General features: G+C 64.7%; 22 protein-coding genes and 1 pseudogene. 15 read left to right on the top strand and 8 right to left on the bottom strand.

The genetic code is table 11. The annotated features are described in order from the left end of the window. The first annotated feature begins 138 nt into the window (after positions 1–138). From OIE68_RS47125 to OIE68_RS22645, 3 genes are all read left to right on the top strand, one after another. Entirely contained in the window at positions 139–1557 is a 1419-nt protein-coding gene (locus tag OIE68_RS47125; RefSeq protein WP_419150733.1) for an N-acetylmuramoyl-L-alanine amidase, read from the top strand. A 273-nt stretch (positions 1558–1830) separates the two neighbouring features. Continuing rightward, complete coding sequence (locus tag OIE68_RS22650) at positions 1831–2901, top strand: CobW family GTP-binding protein (protein ID WP_327101340.1); 1071 nt, start codon at positions 1831–1833, stop codon at positions 2899–2901. 198 nt (positions 2902–3099) lie between these two features. Continuing rightward, positions 3100–3291 (top strand): hypothetical protein, encoded by a 192-nt coding sequence (locus OIE68_RS22645; protein ID WP_040693978.1) that lies wholly within the window; start codon positions 3100–3102, stop codon positions 3289–3291. A 33-nt stretch (positions 3292–3324) separates the two neighbouring features. On the opposite strand, the gene OIE68_RS22640 is transcribed toward OIE68_RS22645, so the two are convergent. The 4 genes from OIE68_RS22640 to glp form a co-directional block, all read right to left on the bottom strand. Then, positions 3325–4335 (bottom strand): AraC family transcriptional regulator, encoded by a 1011-nt coding sequence (locus tag OIE68_RS22640; protein ID WP_327101339.1) that lies wholly within the window; start codon positions 4333–4335, stop codon positions 3325–3327. Positions 4336–4483: 148 nt separating this feature from the next. Beyond that, complete coding sequence (locus tag OIE68_RS22635; RefSeq protein ID WP_327101338.1) at positions 4484–4921, bottom strand: molybdenum cofactor biosynthesis protein MoaE; 438 nt, start codon at positions 4919–4921, stop codon at positions 4484–4486. Further along, on the bottom strand, positions 4908–5945 hold the full coding sequence (gene moaCB, locus OIE68_RS22630) for a bifunctional molybdenum cofactor biosynthesis protein MoaC/MoaB (protein WP_327101337.1): 1038 nt from the start codon (positions 5943–5945) through the stop codon (positions 4908–4910). Before moaCB ends, OIE68_RS22635 begins: the two co-directional genes overlap by 14 nt. Further along, positions 5942–7210, bottom strand: coding sequence for a gephyrin-like molybdotransferase Glp (gene glp, locus OIE68_RS22625; RefSeq protein WP_327101336.1), 1269 nt, complete (start codon positions 7208–7210; stop codon positions 5942–5944). Before glp ends, moaCB begins: the two co-directional genes overlap by 4 nt. 155 nt (positions 7211–7365) lie before the next feature. Here glp and moaA point away from each other — a divergent pair, with 155 nt between their 5' ends. The 3 genes from moaA to OIE68_RS22610 all read left to right on the top strand — a co-directional run bounded on the left by moaA (position 7366) and on the right by OIE68_RS22610 (position 9299). Continuing rightward, complete coding sequence (gene moaA / locus OIE68_RS22620; protein ID WP_419150785.1) at positions 7366–8409, top strand: GTP 3',8-cyclase MoaA; 1044 nt, start codon at positions 7366–7368, stop codon at positions 8407–8409. Continuing rightward, the gene (locus tag OIE68_RS22615; RefSeq protein ID WP_327101334.1) at positions 8402–8644 is read left to right on the top strand and encodes a MoaD/ThiS family protein; all 243 of its coding nucleotides are present in this window, start codon (positions 8402–8404) and stop codon (positions 8642–8644) included. Before moaA ends, OIE68_RS22615 begins: the two co-directional genes overlap by 8 nt. A 253-nt stretch (positions 8645–8897) precedes the next feature. Next, entirely contained in the window at positions 8898–9299 is a 402-nt protein-coding gene (locus OIE68_RS22610; protein ID WP_327101333.1) for a DUF1003 domain-containing protein, read from the top strand. A gap of 25 nt (positions 9300–9324) precedes the next feature. On the opposite strand, the gene nadE is transcribed toward OIE68_RS22610, so the two are convergent. Both nadE and OIE68_RS22600 read right to left on the bottom strand, forming a co-directional pair. Continuing rightward, the gene (gene nadE / locus OIE68_RS22605) at positions 9325–10149 is read right to left on the bottom strand and encodes an ammonia-dependent NAD(+) synthetase (RefSeq protein WP_327101332.1); all 825 of its coding nucleotides are present in this window, start codon (positions 10147–10149) and stop codon (positions 9325–9327) included. Positions 10150–10155: 6 nt separating this feature from the next. Continuing rightward, the gene (locus OIE68_RS22600) at positions 10156–10782 is read right to left on the bottom strand and encodes a TetR/AcrR family transcriptional regulator (RefSeq protein WP_040693974.1); all 627 of its coding nucleotides are present in this window, start codon (positions 10780–10782) and stop codon (positions 10156–10158) included. A gap of 129 nt (positions 10783–10911) precedes the next feature. On the opposite strand from OIE68_RS22600, the gene OIE68_RS22595 reads away from it, so the two are divergent. From OIE68_RS22595 to nrdE, 4 genes are all read left to right on the top strand, one after another. Continuing rightward, positions 10912–11478 carry an NAD(P)H-dependent oxidoreductase gene (locus OIE68_RS22595; protein WP_327101331.1) on the top strand — a complete coding sequence of 189 codons (567 nt, stop codon included), beginning with the start codon at positions 10912–10914 and terminating at the stop codon, positions 11476–11478. A gap of 393 nt (positions 11479–11871) precedes the next feature. Continuing rightward, positions 11872–12105 (top strand): glutaredoxin-like protein NrdH, encoded by a 234-nt coding sequence (nrdH, locus tag OIE68_RS22590; RefSeq protein ID WP_327101330.1) that lies wholly within the window; start codon positions 11872–11874, stop codon positions 12103–12105. A 48-nt stretch (positions 12106–12153) separates the two neighbouring features. Next, positions 12154–12615: a class Ib ribonucleoside-diphosphate reductase assembly flavoprotein NrdI gene (nrdI, locus tag OIE68_RS22585; protein ID WP_327101329.1), complete on the top strand. Its 462-nt coding sequence runs from the start codon at positions 12154–12156 to the stop codon at positions 12613–12615. Between the two features lie 38 nt (positions 12616–12653). Then, complete coding sequence (gene nrdE / locus OIE68_RS22580) at positions 12654–14759, top strand: class 1b ribonucleoside-diphosphate reductase subunit alpha (protein WP_327101328.1); 2106 nt, start codon at positions 12654–12656, stop codon at positions 14757–14759. A 64-nt stretch (positions 14760–14823) separates the two neighbouring features. Here the strand turns inward: nrdE and OIE68_RS22575 are convergent, their stop codons facing one another. Both OIE68_RS22575 and OIE68_RS22570 read right to left on the bottom strand, forming a co-directional pair. Then, positions 14824–15192 (bottom strand): RDD family protein, encoded by a 369-nt coding sequence (locus OIE68_RS22575; protein WP_327101327.1) that lies wholly within the window; start codon positions 15190–15192, stop codon positions 14824–14826. A 253-nt stretch (positions 15193–15445) separates the two neighbouring features. Next, positions 15446–16438: an LLM class F420-dependent oxidoreductase gene (locus OIE68_RS22570; RefSeq protein WP_327101326.1), complete on the bottom strand. Its 993-nt coding sequence runs from the start codon at positions 16436–16438 to the stop codon at positions 15446–15448. 156 nt (positions 16439–16594) lie between these two features. Between OIE68_RS22570 and OIE68_RS22565 the strand changes: the two genes are divergently transcribed. The 5 genes and pseudogenes from OIE68_RS22565 (at position 16595) to OIE68_RS22550 (ending at position 21111) form a co-directional block, all read left to right on the top strand. Then, entirely contained in the window at positions 16595–17104 is a 510-nt protein-coding gene (locus OIE68_RS22565) for a hypothetical protein (protein ID WP_327101325.1), read from the top strand. Positions 17105–17436: 332 nt separating this feature from the next. Then, positions 17437–18801, top strand: coding sequence for a magnesium transporter (mgtE, locus tag OIE68_RS22560; RefSeq protein WP_327101324.1), 1365 nt, complete (start codon positions 17437–17439; stop codon positions 18799–18801). Between the two features lie 608 nt (positions 18802–19409). Continuing rightward, positions 19410–19619: pseudogene (locus OIE68_RS47120) on the top strand (DUF3556 domain-containing protein); the annotation flags it as partial. Then, the gene (locus OIE68_RS22555; protein WP_327101323.1) at positions 19616–19801 is read left to right on the top strand and encodes a hypothetical protein; all 186 of its coding nucleotides are present in this window, start codon (positions 19616–19618) and stop codon (positions 19799–19801) included. The pseudogene OIE68_RS47120 and the gene OIE68_RS22555, both read left to right, overlap by 4 nt. Next, entirely contained in the window at positions 19798–21111 is a 1314-nt protein-coding gene (locus OIE68_RS22550) for a PucR family transcriptional regulator (protein ID WP_327101322.1), read from the top strand. The genes OIE68_RS22555 and OIE68_RS22550 overlap by 4 nt, the downstream gene beginning before the upstream one ends. Positions 21112–21373: the final 262 nt, after the last annotated feature.

Here is a 21373-nt window from a genome sequence, read left to right as displayed (position 1 = left end):
AATATGCTCGAGCATATCGATAACATTTCGATAACGTAGCTTGCTTTGCTGATGCTGGCGTTGCCAGAGTGAACCACTGGGTTTGGTGTTACTAGTGGGAAGGGAGGGGTGCCCCGTCCCGGGGCACCGACACCGCACATGAAGCCAAGCATCATCAGTACCGGAATCTGCGGCGCCGTCACGGCCGCCGTGGTGGTGACGCTGTCGGGGCTGACCCCGGCCGCGATCGCCGATCCGGCATCGCCGGATATGTCCACGAAACTCGCAGGCAAAACGATATTCCTCGACCCGGGTCATCAGGGGCCCAACCACGCCGAGAACTTGGCGAAGCAAGTGAGCGACGGTCGCGGCGGCACCAAGGACTGCCAGACCACCGGCATGACCACGGTCAACGGCGTGCCGGAGCACACCATCAACTGGAAGGTGGCCGACCTGGTCCGGGCCGCCCTGCAGGATCTGGGCGCCAAGGTGGTGCTCAGCCGCCAGGACGACTCCGGCTGGGGCGGCTGCGTCGACGAACGCGCGCAGGCCGCCAACGCCTCCGGCTCCGATGTCGCGGTGAGCATCCACGCCGATGGGGCACCGGCGCAGGACCGCGGCTTCCATCTGATCGTGCCGCAGCTGCCGATCCCGGATCCGAAGGCCGACCAGGTCCAGTCCGGGGCCGGGCTGGCGGCGACGAAGGCGGTGCGTGACGCGTATCTAGAGGCCGGATTCCCGGCAGCGAATTATGCGGGCGCACAGGACGGTCTGCAGACCCGCGCGGATGTGGCTGGTCCGGCGATGACTACCGTGCCCGATGTTTTCATCGAGATGGGCAACGGCGCCAACGGCGAGGACGCGGCACTGCTGGAGAGTCCGGAGGGGCAGGTCAAACACGCCCTGGCCATAACGACCGGCCTGGTGGGCTTCCTGCTCGGCGCACCACAGCAGGCGACGGCGGCACTGGGGACGGTTCCGGCGCAGCCCGGGTCGACCGATCGGCCTGCCTCGGCTCCGCTATCGAATACTCCACAGGCAGAGTCGGTTCCGCAGGCTCCCGGTGCACAGCAGGTCCCTGGTGGAGCGCAGGCTTCGGCTATCCCGCAGCCGCAGGCCGTTCCTGAGCCCGCGGCAGTGCCGAATTCCGCGGGGACGGCGCCGACCGCACCCGCGTCACCGAATCCGCCGCAGGGGTACGCACAGGCACCTGGCTACGCACAGGTGCCGAGCTCACCCGATTCGCAGACACCGGGATCGGCGCAGTCGCCCAGTGCTCCGCAGGCGGGTTCACCACAGGGCTACGGGCTGTCGCCCAACACGCCGCAGTCGCAGGGTTACGGACTCTTGCCGAATAGCCCGCAGTCGCCCGGTTTGGGGCAAACCCCCGGATCCCAGTTGTCGCCGGGCCAGACCGCGCCGAGCACGACGGGTGCCCTGCCCGCCTTGGTCGGCACGATCATCCAGATGATGCTCCCGCTGGCGAGGTCCCTCGGTATGGACAACACCGCGGTCACCTCGGAGCTGATCAACTTCGCCTACACCTTGGCCAGCACCCTGCTCGGCCCGACCAAGTAACACGGTCCCCTGACTGTGGACGTAGTCGCGAGTGGCCCGCGTTCGGCAATACCACGGCGCGAGCCTTACGAGCGACGTTCGCGGCCCGTCTCGCGTCCGCGCCGAAGGCGCGGCCATCGAACTCAGCCGAGTCGTCGAAGCGTATGCGCCGTAGGCGCGAGTCTCGACGGCACCGCTAGCGACTCCTCGCAGGTCGCTCGAAAGGATCGGACGCGAGACACCCGGGGGCCGCGAACACCCAACGCCGCAGGCGCTGCCAATAGACTCAGCCGGGTGGCCGAGCGGATTCCTGTCTTGATCGTCGCCGGGTTCTTGGGGTCCGGGAAGACGACGCTGCTCAATCATCTGCTGCGCAATAACCGGGGCACGCGGATCGGGGTGGTGGTCAACGACTTCGGGGCCATCAATATTGATTCCATGCTGGTGGCCGGGCAGGTCGATGCGATGGTGTCGCTCGGCAACGGGTGCGTCTGCTGTGCGGTGGACGTCGGCGAACTCGACGACTTGTTCACCAAACTCGCGCAGCCGCGTGCCAAGATCGACGTGATCGTGGTCGAGGCCAGTGGACTGGCCGAACCGCGCAATCTGATTCGGATGGTGGTCGGCAGCGAGAATCCGCGCATCCGCTATGGCGGTCTGGTCGAGGTGGTCGATGCCGAGCAGTTCCCGGACAGTCGCGAGCGTCATCCCGAACTCGCCACCCATCTGCGGCTGGCGGATCTGGTGGTGCTCAACAAGGCCGATCGGGTGCCGCGGGATCGGCTGGACGGGTTGCGGCAGGAGATCACCGGGCTGATCGGGCAGGTGCCGGTATACGCGACCACCCGTGGCCGCATCGACCCCGGCCTGCTCTTCGACGAGCCACTGCGGGAAATCCCGCGGGTCGCCGAACAATTGAGCTTCGACGAACTCCTCTACGACCACGACCACCATGACCATGCTGATCTTTTCGAGCGACCTGCAAGCAGTCGCTACGGGCTGCACCGGCATCTACACGACGACTACACCAGCGTGTCCTTCACCAGCGACCGGGAATTGGATCCGCGCCGCCTGGTCGAATTCCTCGAGGATCCGCCGCCCGGCCTGTTCCGTGCCAAGGGTTTCGCCGCCTTCGGGGTCGCCGCCGAACGCCGCAAGTTCGTGCTGCACATGGTCGGTCGTCACATCGTCTTCGAACCGGACTCCTGGTCGCGCGGCGAATCGCGCACGACCCGATTGGTGCTGATCGGTGCGGGTCTGCCCGCCGACACGGCACTGGCGCGGCTGCACGATACCGTGCACACCGCCGCCGAACCGCTGGACCAGCAGGCCATGCTCGGCATCTGGCGCTACACCCCGCACTGACGCCGGGAAAAGTTGGCGCGTTCTGCTCGAAGCTGGCGCGTTCGGTACTTGGCGCGGCGATCGCACGGACATAGAACTGACACATTGCCCCGCCGCGCGCGGCATGTGCGCAACGGAGCGAACGTGGCGCGCGCGGTGTCGGTTCGACCAAGAACCGTGATCGACCGTATTTGTCTCTACGACCGATTGGAGAGTTCCGTGTCAGAGACCTGGGAGAGTGCTACCGCGTACGTGGTCGCCGCGCTGGAGGCCAAGGGCACCGCGACGCGTGACGATTTCGACGTGCCCGCCATCGTCGCCGCCTCCCGAGATATTGCCGACAGCTGGGATTTTCGCGTTATCGAGGATGCGACCTTCTGGCGCATCGCGGCGACCTTCCTGAAGGTCTGACGGGCCCGGCGTGACGGTAGGGGATGCGGCGGATCAGGCCGGTAGTTCCGATCGGTACATGAGCTGGGTCATGGATCGACGGCGGGTTGCCCGCCGCATCGAACCCACATCCGAATATCCGAGCAGTTCGGCTTGGTGTGTGCGGCTCAGCACCGCGCCTTCGGCGCTCGCCTGCGCGAGCCGGGCATTGCGCGCCCGCTCCAATTCCATCCGCCAGGTGGTGCCCGCCTCCATCAACCGCCGCTGTAGCGTCCGCGGGCTGGTGGCGAGTCGGCGGGCCACCCGATCCAGCGATACCGCACCATCGGTCAATGCCTCGGCCAGCGCGGTCGCTACTCGATCCGGCCATGCGGTCGCCAGAGGTGGCGGTGGCGGCAGGGCATCGGCGAGCGGCTGCAGCACGGCAGCCAGTACCGGATCGCTGCTGGCCAGCGGCAGATTCATATCGCTGGCGCGGAAGGTCATCGCATCGACCGGTGCGCCGAATTCGATGGCGGGAGTGCCGAATACCTCGACAAAGGTGTCGAATTTTGCGGGTGCCTGCTGCCGCAATGCCACCCGCAACGGGACTAGCGGGATCCGGACCACACGCCGTGCCCTGCTGAGCACCGCCGCCAGGCCCCACACCTGGGTGAGGTCGCGGCCGCGGCCCTCGCCATTGATCATGTCGAGGTAGAGCGTGACCTCGTGCTCGTTCTCGGCGACCAGTTCGAAGCGATGATTGGTGGTCACCGCGGAGACATAGGGACCGCAGGTCGCCAGGCCCGCCCCTAGTGTCGGCGCGGTGGCGAATAGGTAGTCGTAGAGGCCGAAACTGTTGAGTTTGTAGCGGCTGGCCACGTGCAACGCGACATTCGGATCGCGGAGCCCGTGTTCGCCCAGTTCCCAGAGTCGCGAGAAGGTGTGACTGGGCAGGTGTACGTCCTCGCCGACCATGGTCCATTCGGGTAGGCCGGTTTCGCGGATCAGCCGATCGCGATCCAGCCCGGCATCCGTGAGCTGCGAGATGACGAATCTGTGCAGCAGTACCTGATCGGTTCCCAATGCGCCCCCTACTACCGCGGATCGACGTACCTCGTGCGGGAGAACGCTATCCCGCGCCTATTGAATCGTCACTGAATTCGCGTCACAGTGTTGTTTCGGGTAACAACAGCAGGCGCTCGCGTCGCGGTTATTCACAGGCAATGGGGCTTTACCCGCAGGCGTTCACCCATTCCGACAGTCCGTCGGCGAAGAGCTGGCGCTTCCAGATCGGCACCTCGTGTTTGATCCGATCCACCAATTCCGCACAGGCGGTGAATGCTTCGGCGCGGTGCGGGGCGGCGACCGCGACGACGATCGCGAGATCGCCGACGGTCAACTGACCGATTCGGTGAATGGCCGCGACCGGGAGTCCGGACCGATCGGCGAGTTCCGCACAGCAATTTCGCAGGAACCGTTCGGCTTCCGGATGCGCCGAATATTCCAGAGCGGAAACTGCTTGTCCGCCATCGTGATTGCGTACCTTGCCGGTGAAAACCACTACGGCGCCGTGCTCCGGTCCGGTCACCGCCGCCTCGACCGCCGCCGGATCCAGTGGCTGATCGCTGATACCGGCCAGGTGTACGGCCGCGAATTCACTTGTTGTCATGGTTGCCGCCTCCGGCTACTTGCGCGAGCAGATGATCCAGCAGCGGCTCGAGTACCGCCATACCGTCTTTGACGCCGCCGTGGGAGCCGGGCAGATTCACCACCACCGATCGGCCCGCCAGTCCGGCCACGCCGCGACTGAGCGCGGCCAGTGGGAATTTCGCGGTGCCGCGTTGCCGAATCGCCTCTGCGACACCGGGTAATTCGCGATCCAGGACGGCCAGCGTCGCCTCGGGCGTCGCATCGGTGGGGGAGGCGCCGGTGCCGCCGGTGCTGATCACCAGCGACGGCTCGAACCTCAGGGCGTCGGCCAAGCCGATGTCGATTTCGGCGTCGGCGTAGATCAGCGGGCCGCGCACCGAGAAGCCGAGTCCGCCAAGCCATTCCGCGAGTACGGGGCCTGTGGTGTCGACCCGGGTGCCGCATGCGGCTCTGGTGGAGGCGACCAGGACGACGGCGGAGCGCTGATCGGATTCCGAGATCTGTTCCGGCGAAATGTCTTCCGTGGGCTCGGGTTCGTCGGCCAGTGTGGGGAGGTCCACGGGGGCCTGCTCTGCGGGCCGCTCCCAATGTCCGTGTTTGCCACCCTCTTTGGTGAGCAGCCGGACGCCGTTGAGCGTCGCGGCCGGGTCGACCGCCTTGACCATGTCGTGCAGGGTGAGCCCGGCCACCGCCACCGCGGTCAGCGCTTCCATCTCGACGCCGGTGGGGCCCTTGGTTTTCGCGCTCGCCTCGATTGTGATGGTGTCTTCGGTGAAGCCGAATTCGACCTTCACCGAGGACAAGGCCAGCTGATGGCACAGCGGAATGAGTTCGGAGGTTTTCTTCGCACCCGCGATACCGGCGATTCGCGCGGTCGAGAGCACATCGGCCTTCGGCATATCGTCGGCCCGCACCAGCGCGACCACTTCGGCGGTGGTCCGCAGCTCACCGGCCGCGACCGCGATCCGAGTGGTGTCGGACTTCGCGCTCACATCGACCATGCGGGCGCGACCTTCCCGGTCGACATGGGACAACTCACTCATAGCGACCACACTCGCACAGGTGCGCCGACCGGCAGCGAGGTGACCTCGGCGGGCACATCGATCAATACATCCGCCCACGCCATGGCCGCGATGAGATGCGAACCGGGTCCGGAGGCGACCTCGACGGCCGTCGGCCTGCGATGCAATCCGGGCGCCGCGGCGTCGTCGCGTACCAGTTGACCGCGCAGGAATTGGCGTCGTCCCTCGGGGGAGCGCACCGCATTGCGCAGCGGTACTTCGTAGATCTCCACCTCGGGCAGGCCCGCGATATGGCGCAGCATCGGCCGCGCGAACACCTCGAACGACACCATGGTGCTCACCGGATTCCCGGGAAAGCTCAGCACCGGCACGCCGTTGACGACGGTAAGCCCTTGCGGCCCACCGGGTTGCACCGCGATGGAGCCGAATTCACCACCCAGCGGTTGCAATACATCCTTGACCACCTCGAAGTCGCCCTTGGACACCCCGCCGGAGGTGAAGACGATATCGGCGAATTTCGTTGCGGTAGAAAGCAATGCGCGGAACTTCGCCGGATCGTCGGTGCTGTGCTCCACCGACACGACGCTGACGCCGTTGGCGCTGAGCGCGGCCGCGAGCGCGATGCCGTTGGAGTTGTAGATCTGGCCGGGGCGCAATGGTGTTCCGGCGGCAACCAATTCGTCACCGGTGGTGATGACTGCCGCCCGAATAGGTTGGAATACCGGCACATTCGGCAGTCCGACCGCTGCCAGCGCGGCAATGTGGCGGGGTGCCAGCCTGGTGCCCGCGCGAGCCAGCAGCTCGCCGGTGCGCACATCGGTGCCCGGTTCGCGCACGAACTCACCCGCGGTGCGGCCCCGCTCGACGGTCACCGTCGCGTTATCGCTGTGCACATCCTCCACCGGCACCACACAATCGGCGCCGGGCGGAATCGGCGCACCGGTCATCACCTTCATCGCGGCGCCGGGCGGCAACGGCGTCTGTCCGGCCGCCCCCGCAGCGACCACACCGACCAGCGGCAGCGTCACCGGAGTGACCACCACCGATTCGGCACGCACCGCGTAGCCGTCCATCGCCGAGTTGCGGAACACCGGCAGGTCGACCGGCGCGTGGATATCGTCGGCCAGCTGTCGGCCCAGCGCCGACGGTACCGCGACGGATTCGACCGCGCGGGCGGCCAGCGGGCGCAGCAGCGCCTCGATGATGTCCCGATAGGCGTCGACGGACCGGGCGGTGGCAGGCGGGCTGGGCCGGTGGCCACCGGAGGTGTCGGCACGCGAGGTCATACGGCCAGCCTAATCGCCCAGCGGTAGCGAGTTCTCTTGTCGTATCGCACGAACGCTCACCTGCTCAACTCGGGGTTTGTGAGCTCGAGATGGTGCGGTCCGCCCATGGGCACAGCGTGCGGACCGGTCATAATGGACTGGTGACGCTGGTCGAGATGGGGATTCCCGCCGTGCGGTCCAGGCTGCCCTCACTCGATGGACGGCCCGACACGCCGTACCTGGTTGATCGATTCGGGCGCACCGCACGCGATCTGCGCGTATCGATCACCGAGAAGTGTTCGCTGCGATGTACCTACTGCATGCCCGAGGAGGGCCTGCCCGCGATTCCGCAGGACGAACTGCTGACGGTCGAGGAGATTGTGCGACTCGTCACGCTCGCGGTGCGGGAACTGGGGGTGCGTGAGGTCAGGTTCACCGGCGGTGAGCCGCTGCTACGCCGCGATCTCGAGCGGATCGTCGCGGGCTGTCACGAGCGGGTGCCCGGGGTACCGCTGTCCATGACGACCAATGGTGTCGGACTCGCCCATCGGGCCCGCGGTCTCGCGGCCGCCGGGCTGAGCCGGGTGAATGTCTCGCTGGATACCGTGGATCGGCTCGGCTTCGCCCGCTTGACCCGCCGTGATCGGCTCGAATCGGTCTTCGCGGGCATCCGCGCGGCCAAGGACGCCGGACTGGCGCCGATGAAGGTCAATGCCGTACTGATGGGCGACACCCTCGCCGGTGCGCCGGATCTGCTGCGCTGGTGTCTGGACGAGGGCTGTGAACTGCGGTTCATCGAGGAGATGCCGCTGGACGCCGATCACGAATGGGCCCGCGCCAATATGGTGACCGCGGCCGAATTGCTCGACGTGCTCGGTACCCGGTTCACGCTGACCGAGGTCGGCCGGTCGGATCCCGCCGCCCCGGCGGAGAAATGGCTCGTCGACGGCGGTCCGGCGACGGTCGGCATCATCGCGACGGTGACCCGCAAATTCTGCGACACCTGCGATCGGACCAGGCTCACCGCCGACGGCATGCTGCGGTCGTGTCTGTTCAGCGATCAGGAATTCGATGTGCGCCGAGCACTGCGGACGGGCGCAGACGACGAGGAGATCGCGACCATCTGGCGCGGCGCCATGTGGAACAAATGGGCGGGACACGGGATCGATGCCGAGGATTTCGTCCCGCCGGAACGCACGATGGGAGCCATCGGTGGTTGAGATCCGCTACTTCGCCGCGATTGCCGATGTCGTCGGCAAGGACCGGGAAACCCTGGACTTTCCGGACGACGCCACCGTCGCCGACCTGCGCACCACCCTCGCCGAGTGCTACGGGCCCGACCTCGACAAGATGCTCGCCGTCTGTGCCTACCTCGTCGGCGACGAACTCACCCGCGATCCCTCAGCCGCACTGACCCCGCGCGTCGACGTCCTACCCCCCTTCGCCGGCGGCTGACCCCCACTCCTCAGCGCATCCCGCACACAACCATTGCCGCCGACGGTATTCATACGGCTGCTCCCAACCGCCCCCTCAACCATCATTCGACTACCGTCGGCGCTGGTCCTGCGCCGGATTGTCGACGGTAATCATGTGGTGGCTCGCGGAAGCTCTCAGCGCGACCGTTCGACTACGGTCGGTGGGCTCTGTGGGGCGGGCTAGCATCGGCGCGCCAACGCATTTCGTTGCTCCACTGGAGGAGGCCGACCCTATGATCAAGCCGCCGAAGTTGTCGCTGCATCCTGCGGTCCGGAAACAGCGGGAGATGCGAGCGGCCAGCTTGCAGCTGCGGCTCGCCGATCAGATCACCAGATTCGCCGGGTCGATGCAGTTCGTGTACATCCACGCGGTGTTGTTCGCGGTCTGGATGTTGTGGTTGGAGCAGAGCCCGTGGCCGACCCTCACATTGGTGGTCTCGCTGGAGGCGATCTTCCTGTCGACCTTCGTGATGATCGGCCAGAACCGGCAGGCGCAATTCCAGCAGATCAAGGCCGATCACGACTTCACCGAACAGGAGTTGCAGCTCAAGAGCGATCTCGAGCTGACGAAGTCCATTCACGAGATGACCAAGGAACTGCACCGCAGGCTGATCGAGGAAGCGGACCAGAAGTAGGCCGGGAGTTTTGCCAGTAAGAGGCTCAGCGCCACCAGGTGTCGAGCGGCGTGACCGGGACGGTGCGCTTGTGGCGAGTGTTCAGGAAGATCGTCTCGAGCTTCTGGGCGACCTCCGGCGTGACGTCCTGGCCCTCCAGATAGTCATCGATCTCGCTGTAGCGCAGGCCGAGCGCCTCCTCGTCGGGCAGGGCCGGGCGATCGTCCTCGAGATCAGCGGTCGGCACCTTGGACCAGATGCTCGACGGTGCGCCGAGTTCCTGCAGCAGCGCCGCGCCCTGGCGCTTGGTGAGGCCGGTCAGCGGCGTGATGTCGACGCCGCCGTCGCCGAATTTGGTGAAGAAGCCGGTGACCGCCTCGGCCGCGTGATCGGTGCCGACGACGAGCATATTTTCCTGACCGGCGATGGCGTACTGGGTCACCATGCGTTCGCGGGCCTTGATATTGCCGCGCACGAAATCGCGCAGCTTATCGGTCTGCAGCGCCGAGGCCACCTCGGCGGCAACGGCATTGGCACCGGGGCGGATATTGACCACCACCGAGCGGTCGGGCTGGATGAACCGCAGCGCGACCCGGGCATCGGCCTCGTCGGCCTGCACACCGTAGGGCAGTCGCACCGCGACGAAGGCGGCATCAGTGCCATCGGCACGCAGTTCCTCGACGGCGAGCTGGCACAGTCGTCCGGTCAGCGCGCTGTCCTGACCACCGCTGATGCCGAGTACGAAACCTCGTGCGGGACTTGCGCTCAGATAGTCCTTGAGGAAATCGACCCGGCGCCGCACTTCGAGCTTCGGTTCGATATTCGATTGGACGCCCAACTCGGCGATGATCTGTTCACGCAGGTTCCCCATGACGCATCACTCTACTGGCCGCGCCGAGATGACAACCCGCCGAACGAACGCCTCCCAGTTGTCGCCGATCTGACATCGGTCGTATCCGAGGACATGCATCTGATGCATCACCAATGCGGCGCCGAGCAGGCCGAGCAGACCATCGGCGACCAGTACGACATCGCCGTCGATCCGCGCCTGCCGCAGCAGCATCGTCACGTGCGCGCGCAGCAGTCCGTAGGGCGGCCCGGTGAAGCGGTCGCCCGCCTCACCGATTTCCGCAGCGCGATGCAGTTCGCCCGCGACCTCGATATCGAGTAGCCGGGCCCGGCCGAAGGCGACCAGTCGCTCCACCGCCGGTGCGCCGGGCCCCATCGGCGGCGGTCCGAACATGAACTCTTCCTGGAACTTTCGCTCGGCGTGGTCCAAGAGCGCGCGCAGCAGCCCCGACCTGCTGCCGAACCGTCGGAAGACGGTGCCCTTGCCGACGCCAGCCCGCTTGGCGAGCGCGTCCATCGTCAGGCTGTCCACACCTTGTTCGCGCACGATCTCCTGCGCCGCGTCCAGGAGTAGCTGGCGGTTGCGCGCGGCATCGGCGCGTTCGTGATTTCCGGGCAGGGGCGCACCGACGCCGAGCAGCGGTCGCTCGGGCATCATTCCGTCCGGCATGGATGTGCTGTAGCTCACAGGCCTCTCGCGGTTCTCCCGGGAATGGAATCGGACCATGGTCCGGTTAGTGTAGGCAGAAGTTCGGACACCACGTTCAGTACACCAGGAGACGCCATGACCCAGACTCGGATCCTTACTCTTGTCGGCAGCCTTCGGGTCGCATCGATCAACCGCAGGCTCGCCGAGGCTGCGGTGCGGACCGCGCCGGAGGGTGTCGAGATCACCATCTACGAAGGCCTCGGCGATATCCCGTTCTATAACGAGGATCTCGACGTGCCCGGCTCCGTACCCGCCGCCGCGCAGGCGCTGCGTGACGCGGTCGCCGTATCCGACGGCCTGCTCCTGATGACGCCCGAATACAACGGCAGCATCCCCGCCGTACTGAAGAACGCCATCGACTGGGCCTCGCGTCCGTATGGCGCAGGCGCGCTCAAGGATCGGCCGGTCGCGGTGGTCAGTGGTTCGATCAGCCCGAATGCGGCCAAGTGGGCGCACGGCGATGTGGTCAAGGCGCTCGGCGTCGCGGGCGCCCGGGTTGTCGAGAATGCTCACCTGCACTTCGCCGGATTCGGTGAGCGGTTCGCCGAGTCGCATCCGCGCGACGACGCCGAGGCGCTGACGCAGCTCGGCGCGACTGTGCACGAACTGGTTCAGGCGACTGGCGAACTGGTGTCCGCCTGAGCGTCGAGTCCTGCAGGCAGGGTCGCCCCGGCTCCATCCGTGGAGTGCGGGGGCGGCCCTTTTTTCGTTCGCCGAAAGAAGTTTGCTGGAAGGGCGCTACGGTACAAAATTGTGATCTGCGCCACTGTTGTGTCGGGTTGCGAATCGAGCGTCCAGGTACTTACCGCTTGGGAATTTCATCTTTGTGACTCGCAACATGTCGTGTTTTATGACTCTGTCGGCCACTAGGTGTAGTGTCTTCGGTACTGGAAGACGGGATGAGATCAGCTTCGGCCGCGAGCGGCTGAGCAGGGATTTCAGGTACGGATCCAGGAGTTTGCGCAGCGTAGTCGGATCAGAAGCACTGCATACGGATCACAGGCTGTGGATCAGGCATAGGAGAGAGGGACATCAATGACCATCACCGTGTACACCAAGCCCGCTTGCGTCCAGTGCAATGCCACCTACAAGGCGCTCGACAAGGCCGGGGTGGACTACGAAGTCATCGACATCTCCGAGAACGACGAGGCGCGTGACTACGTCATGGCGCTGGGTTACCTGCAGGCTCCGATCGTCGTCGCCGGTGAGGACCACTGGTCCGGCTTCCGGCCCGACCGCATCAAGTCGCTCGCGACTGTGGCGGCCTGATCGCATCCTGCTTTCCGGTGTATCCGATGGAAGGGGGAGGAGGTAGCCATGTCTACAGGGACAGCGCTGGTCTACTTCTCCAGCGCCTCGGAGAATACGCACCGCTTCGTCGAGAAGCTGGGACTCCCGGCGACTCGCATACCACTGCACACCGCTGACTCGCTGCGCGTAGACGAACCATTCGTGCTGATCGTGCCCACCTACGGGGGCGGTCGGCACGTACTGGGGGGAAATAGATCCGATAAGGATTTCGTGCCGCGGCAGGTCGCCAAGTTCCTCAACGATCCGCACAACCGTGCGCTGCTGCGCGGCGTCGTCGCGGCGGGCAACACGAACTTCGGCGATACCTATTGCTATGCGGGCGAGGTGATCTCGCGTAAGTGCGGGGTGCCCTACCTGTATCGCTTCGAACTGATGGGAACCGCTGAGGACGTCGAGCGCGTCCGAGAGGGATTGGGATTGTTTTGGCAACAGCAACAACAGCACCGACCGGCAAAACAGCTCGCTTAGAGCAGCCCCCGGTCCGTACCGCCGAGGCGGGCGAGGTCATGGACTACCACGCCCTCAACGCGATGCTGAACCTATACGGCGCCGACGGCAAGATCCAGTTCGACAAGGACCGTGAGGCCGCGCACCAGTACTTCCTGCAGCACGTCAACCAGAACACCGTCTTCTTCCACAATCTGGACGAGAAGCTGGACTACCTGGTCGACGAGAACTATTACGAGGCAGAGGTTCTCGAGCAGTACAGCCGCGCGTTCATCAAGACGCTGTTCAAACAGGCCTACGCCAAGAAGTTCCGGTTCCCGACCTTCCTCGGCGCATTCAAGTACTACACCTCCTACACGCTCAAGACCTTCGACGGTAAGCGCTACCTGGAGCGGTTCGAGGACCGGGTTTGCATGGTGGCGCTGACGCTGGCGGCCGGTGACGAGGTGCTCGCGGGCAAGCTGGTCGACGAAATCATCGACGGGCGCTTTCAGCCCGCCACCCCGACCTTCCTCAACTCGGGTAAGAAGCAGCGCGGCGAACCGGTGTCTTGCTTCCTGCTGCGCATCGAGGACAACATGGAGTCGATCGGGCGCTCCATCAACTCGGCACTGCAGCTGTCCAAGCGCGGTGGCGGAGTCGCCCTGCTGCTCACCAATATTCGTGAGCACGGTGCGCCGATCAAGAAGATCGAGAACCAGAGCTCGGGTGTCATCCCGATCATGAAGCTGCTCGAGGATTCGTTCTCCTACGCCAACCAGCTCGGTGCGCGGCAGGGTGCGGGCGCGGTGTATCTGCACGCGCACCACCCGGACATCTACCGGTTCCTGGATACCAAGCGGGAGAACGCGGACGAGAAGATCCGCATCAAGACACTGTCCCTGGGTGTGGTGATCCCGGACATCACCTTCGAACTGGCGAAGAAGAACGAGGATATGTACCTCTTCTCGCCGTACGACGTGGAGCGCATCTACGGAGTGCCGTTCGCCGATATCAATGTCACCGAGAAGTACTACGAGATGGTCGACGACAAGCGCATCCGCAAGTCGAAGATCAAGGCGCGCGAGTTCTTCCAGACCATTGCCGAGCTGCAGTTCGAATCCGGCTACCCGTACATCATGTTCGAGGACACGGTGAACCGGGCCAATCCGATCGCGGGCAAGATCACGCACTCGAATCTGTGCTCGGAGATCCTGCAGGTATCGACGCCGTCGCTGTTCAACGACGATCTTTCCTATGCCAAGGTGGGCAAGGACATTTCGTGCAATCTCGGCTCGTTGAACATCGCCAAGACGATGGATTCACCGGACTTCGCCCGCACCATCGAGGTGGCGATCCGGGCGCTGACCGCGGTATCGGATCAGACGCATATCTACTCGGTGCCCTCGATCGAACAGGGCAACAACGAATCTCACGCGATCGGCCTCGGCCAGATGAACCTGCACGGGTATTTGGCCCGTGAGCGGGTGCACTACGGGTCCGAAGAGGGTATCGACTTCACCAATATCTACTTCTATACCGTGGTGTACCACGCGATTCGGGCCTCGAACCTGATCGCGAAGGAGCGCGGCGCATACTTCGGCGGCTTCCCCGAATCCAAGTACGCCTCCGGTGAGTACTTCGACAAGTACACCGATCAGGTGTGGGAGCCGAAGACCGAACGGGTCGCGCAGCTGTTCGCCGATGCGGGCGTGCACATTCCGACCCCGGACGATTGGCGTGAGCTGAAGGCCTCGGTCATGGAGCACGGCATCTACAATCAGAACCTGCAGGCCGTCCCGCCGACCGGCTCGATCTCCTACATCAACCACTCCACCAGCTCGATCCATCCGGTGGCGTCGAAGATCGAAATCCGCAAGGAAGGCAAGATCGGCCGCGTCTACTACCCGGCGCCCTACCTCGACAACGACAACCTCGAGTACTACGACGACGCCTACGAAATCGGCTACGAGAAGATCATCGACACCTACGCCGCCGCCACCCAGCACGTGGACCAGGGCCTGTCGCTGACCCTCTTCTTCAAGGACACCACCACCACCCGCGACCTCAACCGCGCCCAGATCTACGCCTGGCGCAAGGGCATCAAAACCCTCTACTACATCCGCCTGCGCCAAATGGCTTTGGAGGGCACCGAAGTCGAGGGCTGCGTCTCCTGCATGCTGTGATTTGCGGCTCTGCGGCAACGGATTCCGTTGCCGCAGGCCTGTTTGCGCCCGGTCATCGTAAGGTTCAGCCGAAGAGTTGGAGGGGAGTTACTACGACGGTGAAGGTGCCTACGCACCAGAGTTTGATCAATTGCCAGAGGGTGGGGAAGGTTTTGTCGGGGTAGCGCAGGCGTAGGCCGAAGAAGGCCTTGCCGAGGGTTGTGCCGGTTATGCGCTGGATGAATGTGCGGTGCACGAAAGATGTTGCGACGGCAGCGGTTACGGCCAGGGGGATGGCCTGCTCGGGGTCTGGGGAGTATTTGGTGATCGTGAGCCAGACAGCGCCGCCGATGGCCGCGTGCAGCAGCAGATCGATGGCGAAGGCGATGAGCATCGGCCATCTCGGCTCTTCGATGGTGCCGTCGGGGCACGGCCGACCGGCGTTCAGCGACATCGAATCGTATTTTGTCGCTTCGGGTTTGCGTACCGGTTCGACAGAGCGCGGTAACCCGTTCGGGTCGTGTTCGAACCGCGACCGCACAGCCGGAGGCGGCGTCGGCGCGTCTGCGTAGCGGCCCGGATTGCCATGCACCACAGATATCTCCCGAGTCATCGTGTCGTGAGCTGATCGCCGATCATTGTGTCAGCGGTCCCAGTGGTGGGAAGTCCGAGGTCCGCAGGCGCGGCCGCCTGCGGACCTCGAGCAGTTACCGCAGGGCTGGGGCTATTTCGCGTTCGAAGAGGTCGATTCCGCTGGTGTCGTAGGCGGCTTCGGGGAAGTTGAAGATGGCGTAGCCGAGGCCGAGGTCACGGACGGCGGACAGGCGCTCGGTGAGCTGTTCCGGGGTGCCGACGGCGGGGGAGGTGCGGAGCATGCCGTCGACGAAGGATTTGGCCTGGTCGTCGCTGATCACCGTGGCCAAGCGGGCCTGCAGGGCCGAAAGGCGTTGCTCTACTTCGGCTTCGGTGGATCCAATGACCGCGTTGAAGTTCGAGGAGCGCACGATGGCATCGAAATCGGTCCCCACCTCGGCGCAGTGCGCGCGCAGGATCTCGGACTTGTGGGTGAATTCCTCGGGTGCGCCACTGAAGTTGGTGTACTGGGCGTACTTTGCCGCGATTCGCAGCGTCTTCTTCTCACCACCGCCCGCGACCCAGATCGGAATGCCGCCCTCCTGCAATGGAAGTGGCCGCACGATCGCACCGTCGACCTGGTAGTACTTACCGTCCAGTGTGGCCTTGCCCTCGGTCCAGGCTTGGCGGAAGATCTGCACGCCCTCGTCGAGCCGCCCGAGCCGCTCACCCGCCGACGGAAACCCGTAACCGTAAGCGCGCCACTCATGTTCGTACCAGCCGCCGCCGATACCCATCTCGACCCGGCCGCCGGAGATCAGATCTGTGGTCGCGGCGACTTTGGCCAGATATGCCGGATTGCGGTAGCTGATCGCGGTACACATCTGCCCCAGCCGAATGCGTGATGTGGTGGCCGCGAACGCCGCCATCAGCGTCCACGCCTCGTGCGTCGCCTCCTCGGTCGGCACCGGCACCGTGTGGAAGTGGTCGTACACCCATAGCGATTCCCAGGTATCTCCGGCATCCGCGCGCTGGGCGAGATCGCGCATCACCCCCCACTGCGCCGCCGGGTCGATATCGACCAAATCCAGCCGCCACCCCTGTGGAATGAAGATGCCGAAGCGCACAGATCTCTCCTTCGTATGTTTTCATCGAACCTAGCCGCAACGATCTTCGCGGGCCTCCCATGATTGGTGCAGAGTTCGGCTCGGTCTGCGTCGAATCTCCTGCTGGCCGGAAGCTGCGCTGGCGGCGCGGTGCGGTCCGGGTCATGCTGAAAGTCGATGAACAAAGGAAAACAACAGCGACTCGGCATCGACTTCGGCCGGGTCATTCAGGGTGCGGCCTTCGCGACGGGCGCTGCGGACACCGTATTTCTATCGGGGGGAATCGAGCAGGCGCTGGCATCACCGCCGAGTGCCGACGCGTTCGAGGTATTGGCGCGGTTGGTGCGTCGGTTCGACGGCCAGGCATGGGTCATCTCGAAATGCGGGCCCCGGGTTCAGGAGCGCACCCTGCAGTGGCTCGACCACCACGAGTTCTACGACCGGACGGGCGTGCCGAAGGGCAATGTGCGGTTCTGCCGGGCAAGGGCGGATAAGGCGAAGCACTGCGCAGAATTGCGGATCACGCACATGATCGACGACCGCCTGGAGGTGCATCAGGCCCTGCGCGATCTCGTACCGCATCTGTATCTGTTCGGTGTGCAGGAGGGGCCGGTACCAGAATGGGTGGAGCACACGCCGACCTGGCCCGATGTCGAGATCGCCGTCGGCGCCACCTTGACATCCTGACACCGGATGTGGGTCCGGTCATATTCGAGCCAGATATCGTCGGTCTTCACGCGATTCGAGTGTGAACACCCGGGTCACCGCATGTATCCTTCAACCGGAAGCTGTGCGGTCGCCCGATCCGGGCGGCGCATTCGAGAAATCCGCAGTGGTGACGGCCTGTGGCGGCGTTGAGGAGGTGGGGTTGCAATGCGCAGCGAACCTCCCAGTCGAAGGCCGCGCGGCGCCGCCCCTTCGTAAAACCGTCCGGTAGTTGTCGGTCCCGGGGTTGGTGCCCGCGGTGTGACTTCGTTTTTCGATTCACTCGCCTACTCGCCGTGTGCTGAGGACCTCCCATGTCGCAGACCGATCTCATCGAAGCACGTCCGACGCTGTCCGCATCCCTGCAGGACATCGTGGACACCCATCGTGTCGACGCCGCACTCGACTGGCTCGACAACCAGCAGCCGCATGTCATAGCGGACGAACTCGCGCGCATGGACGCCATCCAGGCGGGCGTCGCCTTCCGTCTCCTCGACAAGGATTTGGCGCTCGCCGTCTTCGAGGAGCTCGAACCCGTTGACCAGCAACAGATTCTGGAGGGGCTGCGCGATCAGAGCTTCCGCGATCTGGTCGAGGCGATGGATCCCGACGACCGCGCCAGGATGCTGCGCGAGGCGCCGGCCAAGGTCGCCAAGAAGGTGCTGGCCGGACTGAGCGCGCGCGAACGCCGGATGACCGCTTCGTTGCTCGGCTATCCGGAGGGTTCGGTCGGGCTGTATATGACGCCGGAAGTCGTTGCGCTGCCGCGCAATCTGAGCGTGCCCGACGCACTGCAGACGGTTCGGATCAAGGGCATCAATGCCGAAACGGTCTACACGCTGCCCGTGGTCGACGCCGGTCGCCGACTCACCGGGATTGTCGAACTGCGTGAGCTGGTGCTGAGCCGTCCCGAGACCATGGTGTCGGATCTGGTCGTCACCGAGCCGACATTCGTGCGCGCGACCGACTCCGCCGAGAAGGCGGCGCGGCTGATGCGCGAAACCAATGTCATCAACCTGCCGGTCGTCGACAGCGAGGACCGGCTGGTCGGACTGCTCACCATCGATGACGCCGTAGAGGTTATCGAGGCCGCCGACAGTGAGGACGTCGCCAAGCAGGCGGGTTCGGCGCCGTGGGAGGGCCACTACATGGCGGCCAAGGTGTTCCAGCTGGCCCGCTACCGCGCACTGTGGTTGCTGCTATTGCTGTTCGCGGCCACCTTGACGGTCAGCGTCACCGATTTCTTCGAGGGCACCCTGCAGCAGGCGGCGCACTTGGCGCTGTTCATCCCGCTGCTCATCGGCGCGGGCGGGAATGCGGGCGCCCAGGCGGCGACCGCATGTGTGCGTGCACTAGCCGTCGGCGAGGTGCGCGGCTCCGACCTGTTCAAGGTGATCTGGCGCGAATGCCGCGTCGGCCTGGTGCTCGGCACCATGCTGGCCACCGCGGGCGTCGCCATCGGCGCGCTGTTCGTCGATCCGGGCACCGCCCTGGTCGTCGGCATCACCCTGGTCGTCATCTGCGGCTGGGCCGCGACCATCGGCGGCACCATGCCATTGCTCGCCAAGCGATTCCGGATCGATCCGGCGGTCGTCTCGGCCCCGATGGTCACCACCCTGGTCGACGCCACCGGCCTCATCATCTACTTCACCACCGCGAAGCTCGTTCTCGGCATCTGACCCGAATTACGTTGCGGCGACCGGGTTCCCGTCGTCCTCGGATGGCGGGGACTGCGTGTTCAGTCAGCTCTGGTGACACCCGGCCCCACAGCTTGGGGCACTTTCTGCACCCCGACCCCGCGCCATCGCCGACCCGAGCGCAATCGACACGCACGTTCGACCGCGCACTCGGCATGACGACACCGCACCATTCCGGCGGCGGATGTGCAGAAAGCACAAAGCCCGCCTGAAAGTGTGTGCCCTCAGGACCTTTCCGGCCTCGGAGAGGCTTATTACCCTCGTACTCCATAGCAAGTCGAAAATGGTCGAGGTCATGGCTGCGGCCTTTGAACATTTCACGCGGCGGCGCGCTTCCGAATCGGGTGATCCGTATATGCCCGGACAGGGACGTGCGAGAGTTCACCGAGCGGTTCGGGGCCTGCGTGGCTCCACTCGAGGTGGCCGTCTCGGTGGCACGGACGCCGTCCGAATTTCTTTTCCATGAATTACTTTCGTGGGCACGGTCTCCTGAGGAGGAATATGGGATCAACCACAGGAGATCTTCCGTCGGTCGCCCCGCTTCCTGGCCATGCACTCCCAGGGCTGGGAACTTCTGTCCCGGCACTATTAAGCTCATCGACGCCGCACTCGGAACGATCGAGACTTACCGGGTCGCCGACGCGGTCGCCGAGCAATCCTGATTGCCCAACGGCCCCATCCCATTCGACATGGAGTGGGTGTTGGACTCGCATACCGACCCGGTCCGCAACCAGACCGATCCGCAGGAGCCCCCGATGCACGACCCCGCATCCTCGACCACCGAGGTTCGGCGGACGTGACCGCAGCCGTCGTCGGCGGCGGACCCGATGGCTCGCCGCTGCTGTCCGCATACCCCGACACGATGTTGAAGGTCAACTGGCTGACGCTGCCGACCGTCATCCACCCCAGCCAGCGAAGTTCGGCATTGCGGTATCGGCGGACAACCCATCGTTCGCCAGTCGCGCAGCGGGCGCGCCTATGAGCGCCTTTGCCAACTCGCCCCATCAGCGCCAGTTGTCCCGGGTCTCGACCATGGACGATGCGGCCGCGGTGATAGCGGACATCGCAAGCACACTGAAGTCGCGGGAACGGGAGATCACCCAGGCGATGAGCGCCATGATCGCGCGAGAAATCGACCACCTCGACAACGACCCTCAATTGGAGGAAATGCTCGAGACCAGTGTGCACGGCAACTTCACCACCGTCATCCATATCTTGGTCAACGATATTCCCGTCGACCATTTGCAGCCCGCCACCGCGGCCGTCGAAAACGCATTACGACTCGCCCAGCGCGAAGTTCCGCCCCATTCGCTGGTACGTGCGTATCACATGGGTCAGAACGACCTGCTGCGTCTGTGCCACGACGAGATCGATCGCCGCCACCTGCCCGCGCCACTCGCACTCGCCGTCGTAAAGAGGCTCACCGAGCTGGTCTCCACCTACGTCGACTGGATCACCCTGCACGTCTTGGACGCCTACGAGGCCGAGCGCAGCCGGTGGATGAACGCCCGCGGCAGCGTGCACTCCTCCACTGTGCATGCCGTACTGTCCGCGGACGCAGTCGATACAAGTGTCTTCGAGACCGAGACCGGCTACCTGCTCGGCCAAACCCATCTGGCTCTCATCCTGTGGCGCTCCGGCCATGATCAACCGAGCACCCTGAACCTCCTGGACACCCAGGTGCGGACGCTCGCCCGTGGCCTGCACGCCGAGGGTCCGGCGCTGGTCACTGCCATCGACCGCCACACAGTGTGGGCGTGGTTACCGTTCGGCCACCGCCACCCGGTGATCGATACCACCGAACTGCACGCCATGGTGGATCCCGCCGACGGCGTGCGACTGACGGTCGGACTGCCCGGACACGCACTCGGCGGATTCCGCCGATCTCATCAACAGGCCATTGCCGCATACTTCGTCGCCAGTGTTTCGGGGATCCATTCCTCGCACATGGTCATCGGCTTCGGCGATCCCGGTGTCGCCGTCGTCTCCTTGCTCGCCAAGGACCTGGACTCCACCCGCGCATGGGTCCGTGAAGTCCTGGGTGAACTGGCGGTCGACACCGATCAGGCAGCCACTCTGCGCCGCACCCTCAGCACCTACTACACCGTCAGCGAAAGCCATGTGCGCACTGCCCAAATCCTCACTCTGCACCGCAATACCGTCAAATACCGCATCACCAAGGCGATCGAGGCCACCCGCGCCGGCACCGCCCCACATGACAAACTCGATATCGCGCTGGCTTTGCAGGTCTGCCGCTTCCTCGGTGCCACCGTCCTGCGCCGACCGTCCTGATTATCCGCCTATTCTGCACGCACGGCACGCGGTGCTGAACCACCGGTAGAAAAGTGTTGCGAATATATCAAAATCAATGACGCTGGAATCATAGATTTCCGATGTGGGCGACTGCGGAGGGCGCAGCGAGTATTTCGGCCGGGCGGCCGACAATAGAACGACCAGCGGGGGCGATCTCCTTAAATCGAATTTCGTGGCCGTCGGCGAGATCGATCGCCGGGGTCGATAGGCATGACCGCCTGCGTTACGAAATTCTTTGTGA

It is taken from the genome of Nocardia vinacea (assembly GCF_035920345.1).
Classification (GTDB): Bacteria; Actinomycetota; Actinomycetes; order Mycobacteriales; family Mycobacteriaceae; genus Nocardia; species Nocardia vinacea_A.
Note: the sequence above shows the minus strand (reverse complement) of the source record. Positions and strands in the feature narration are given on the sequence as shown.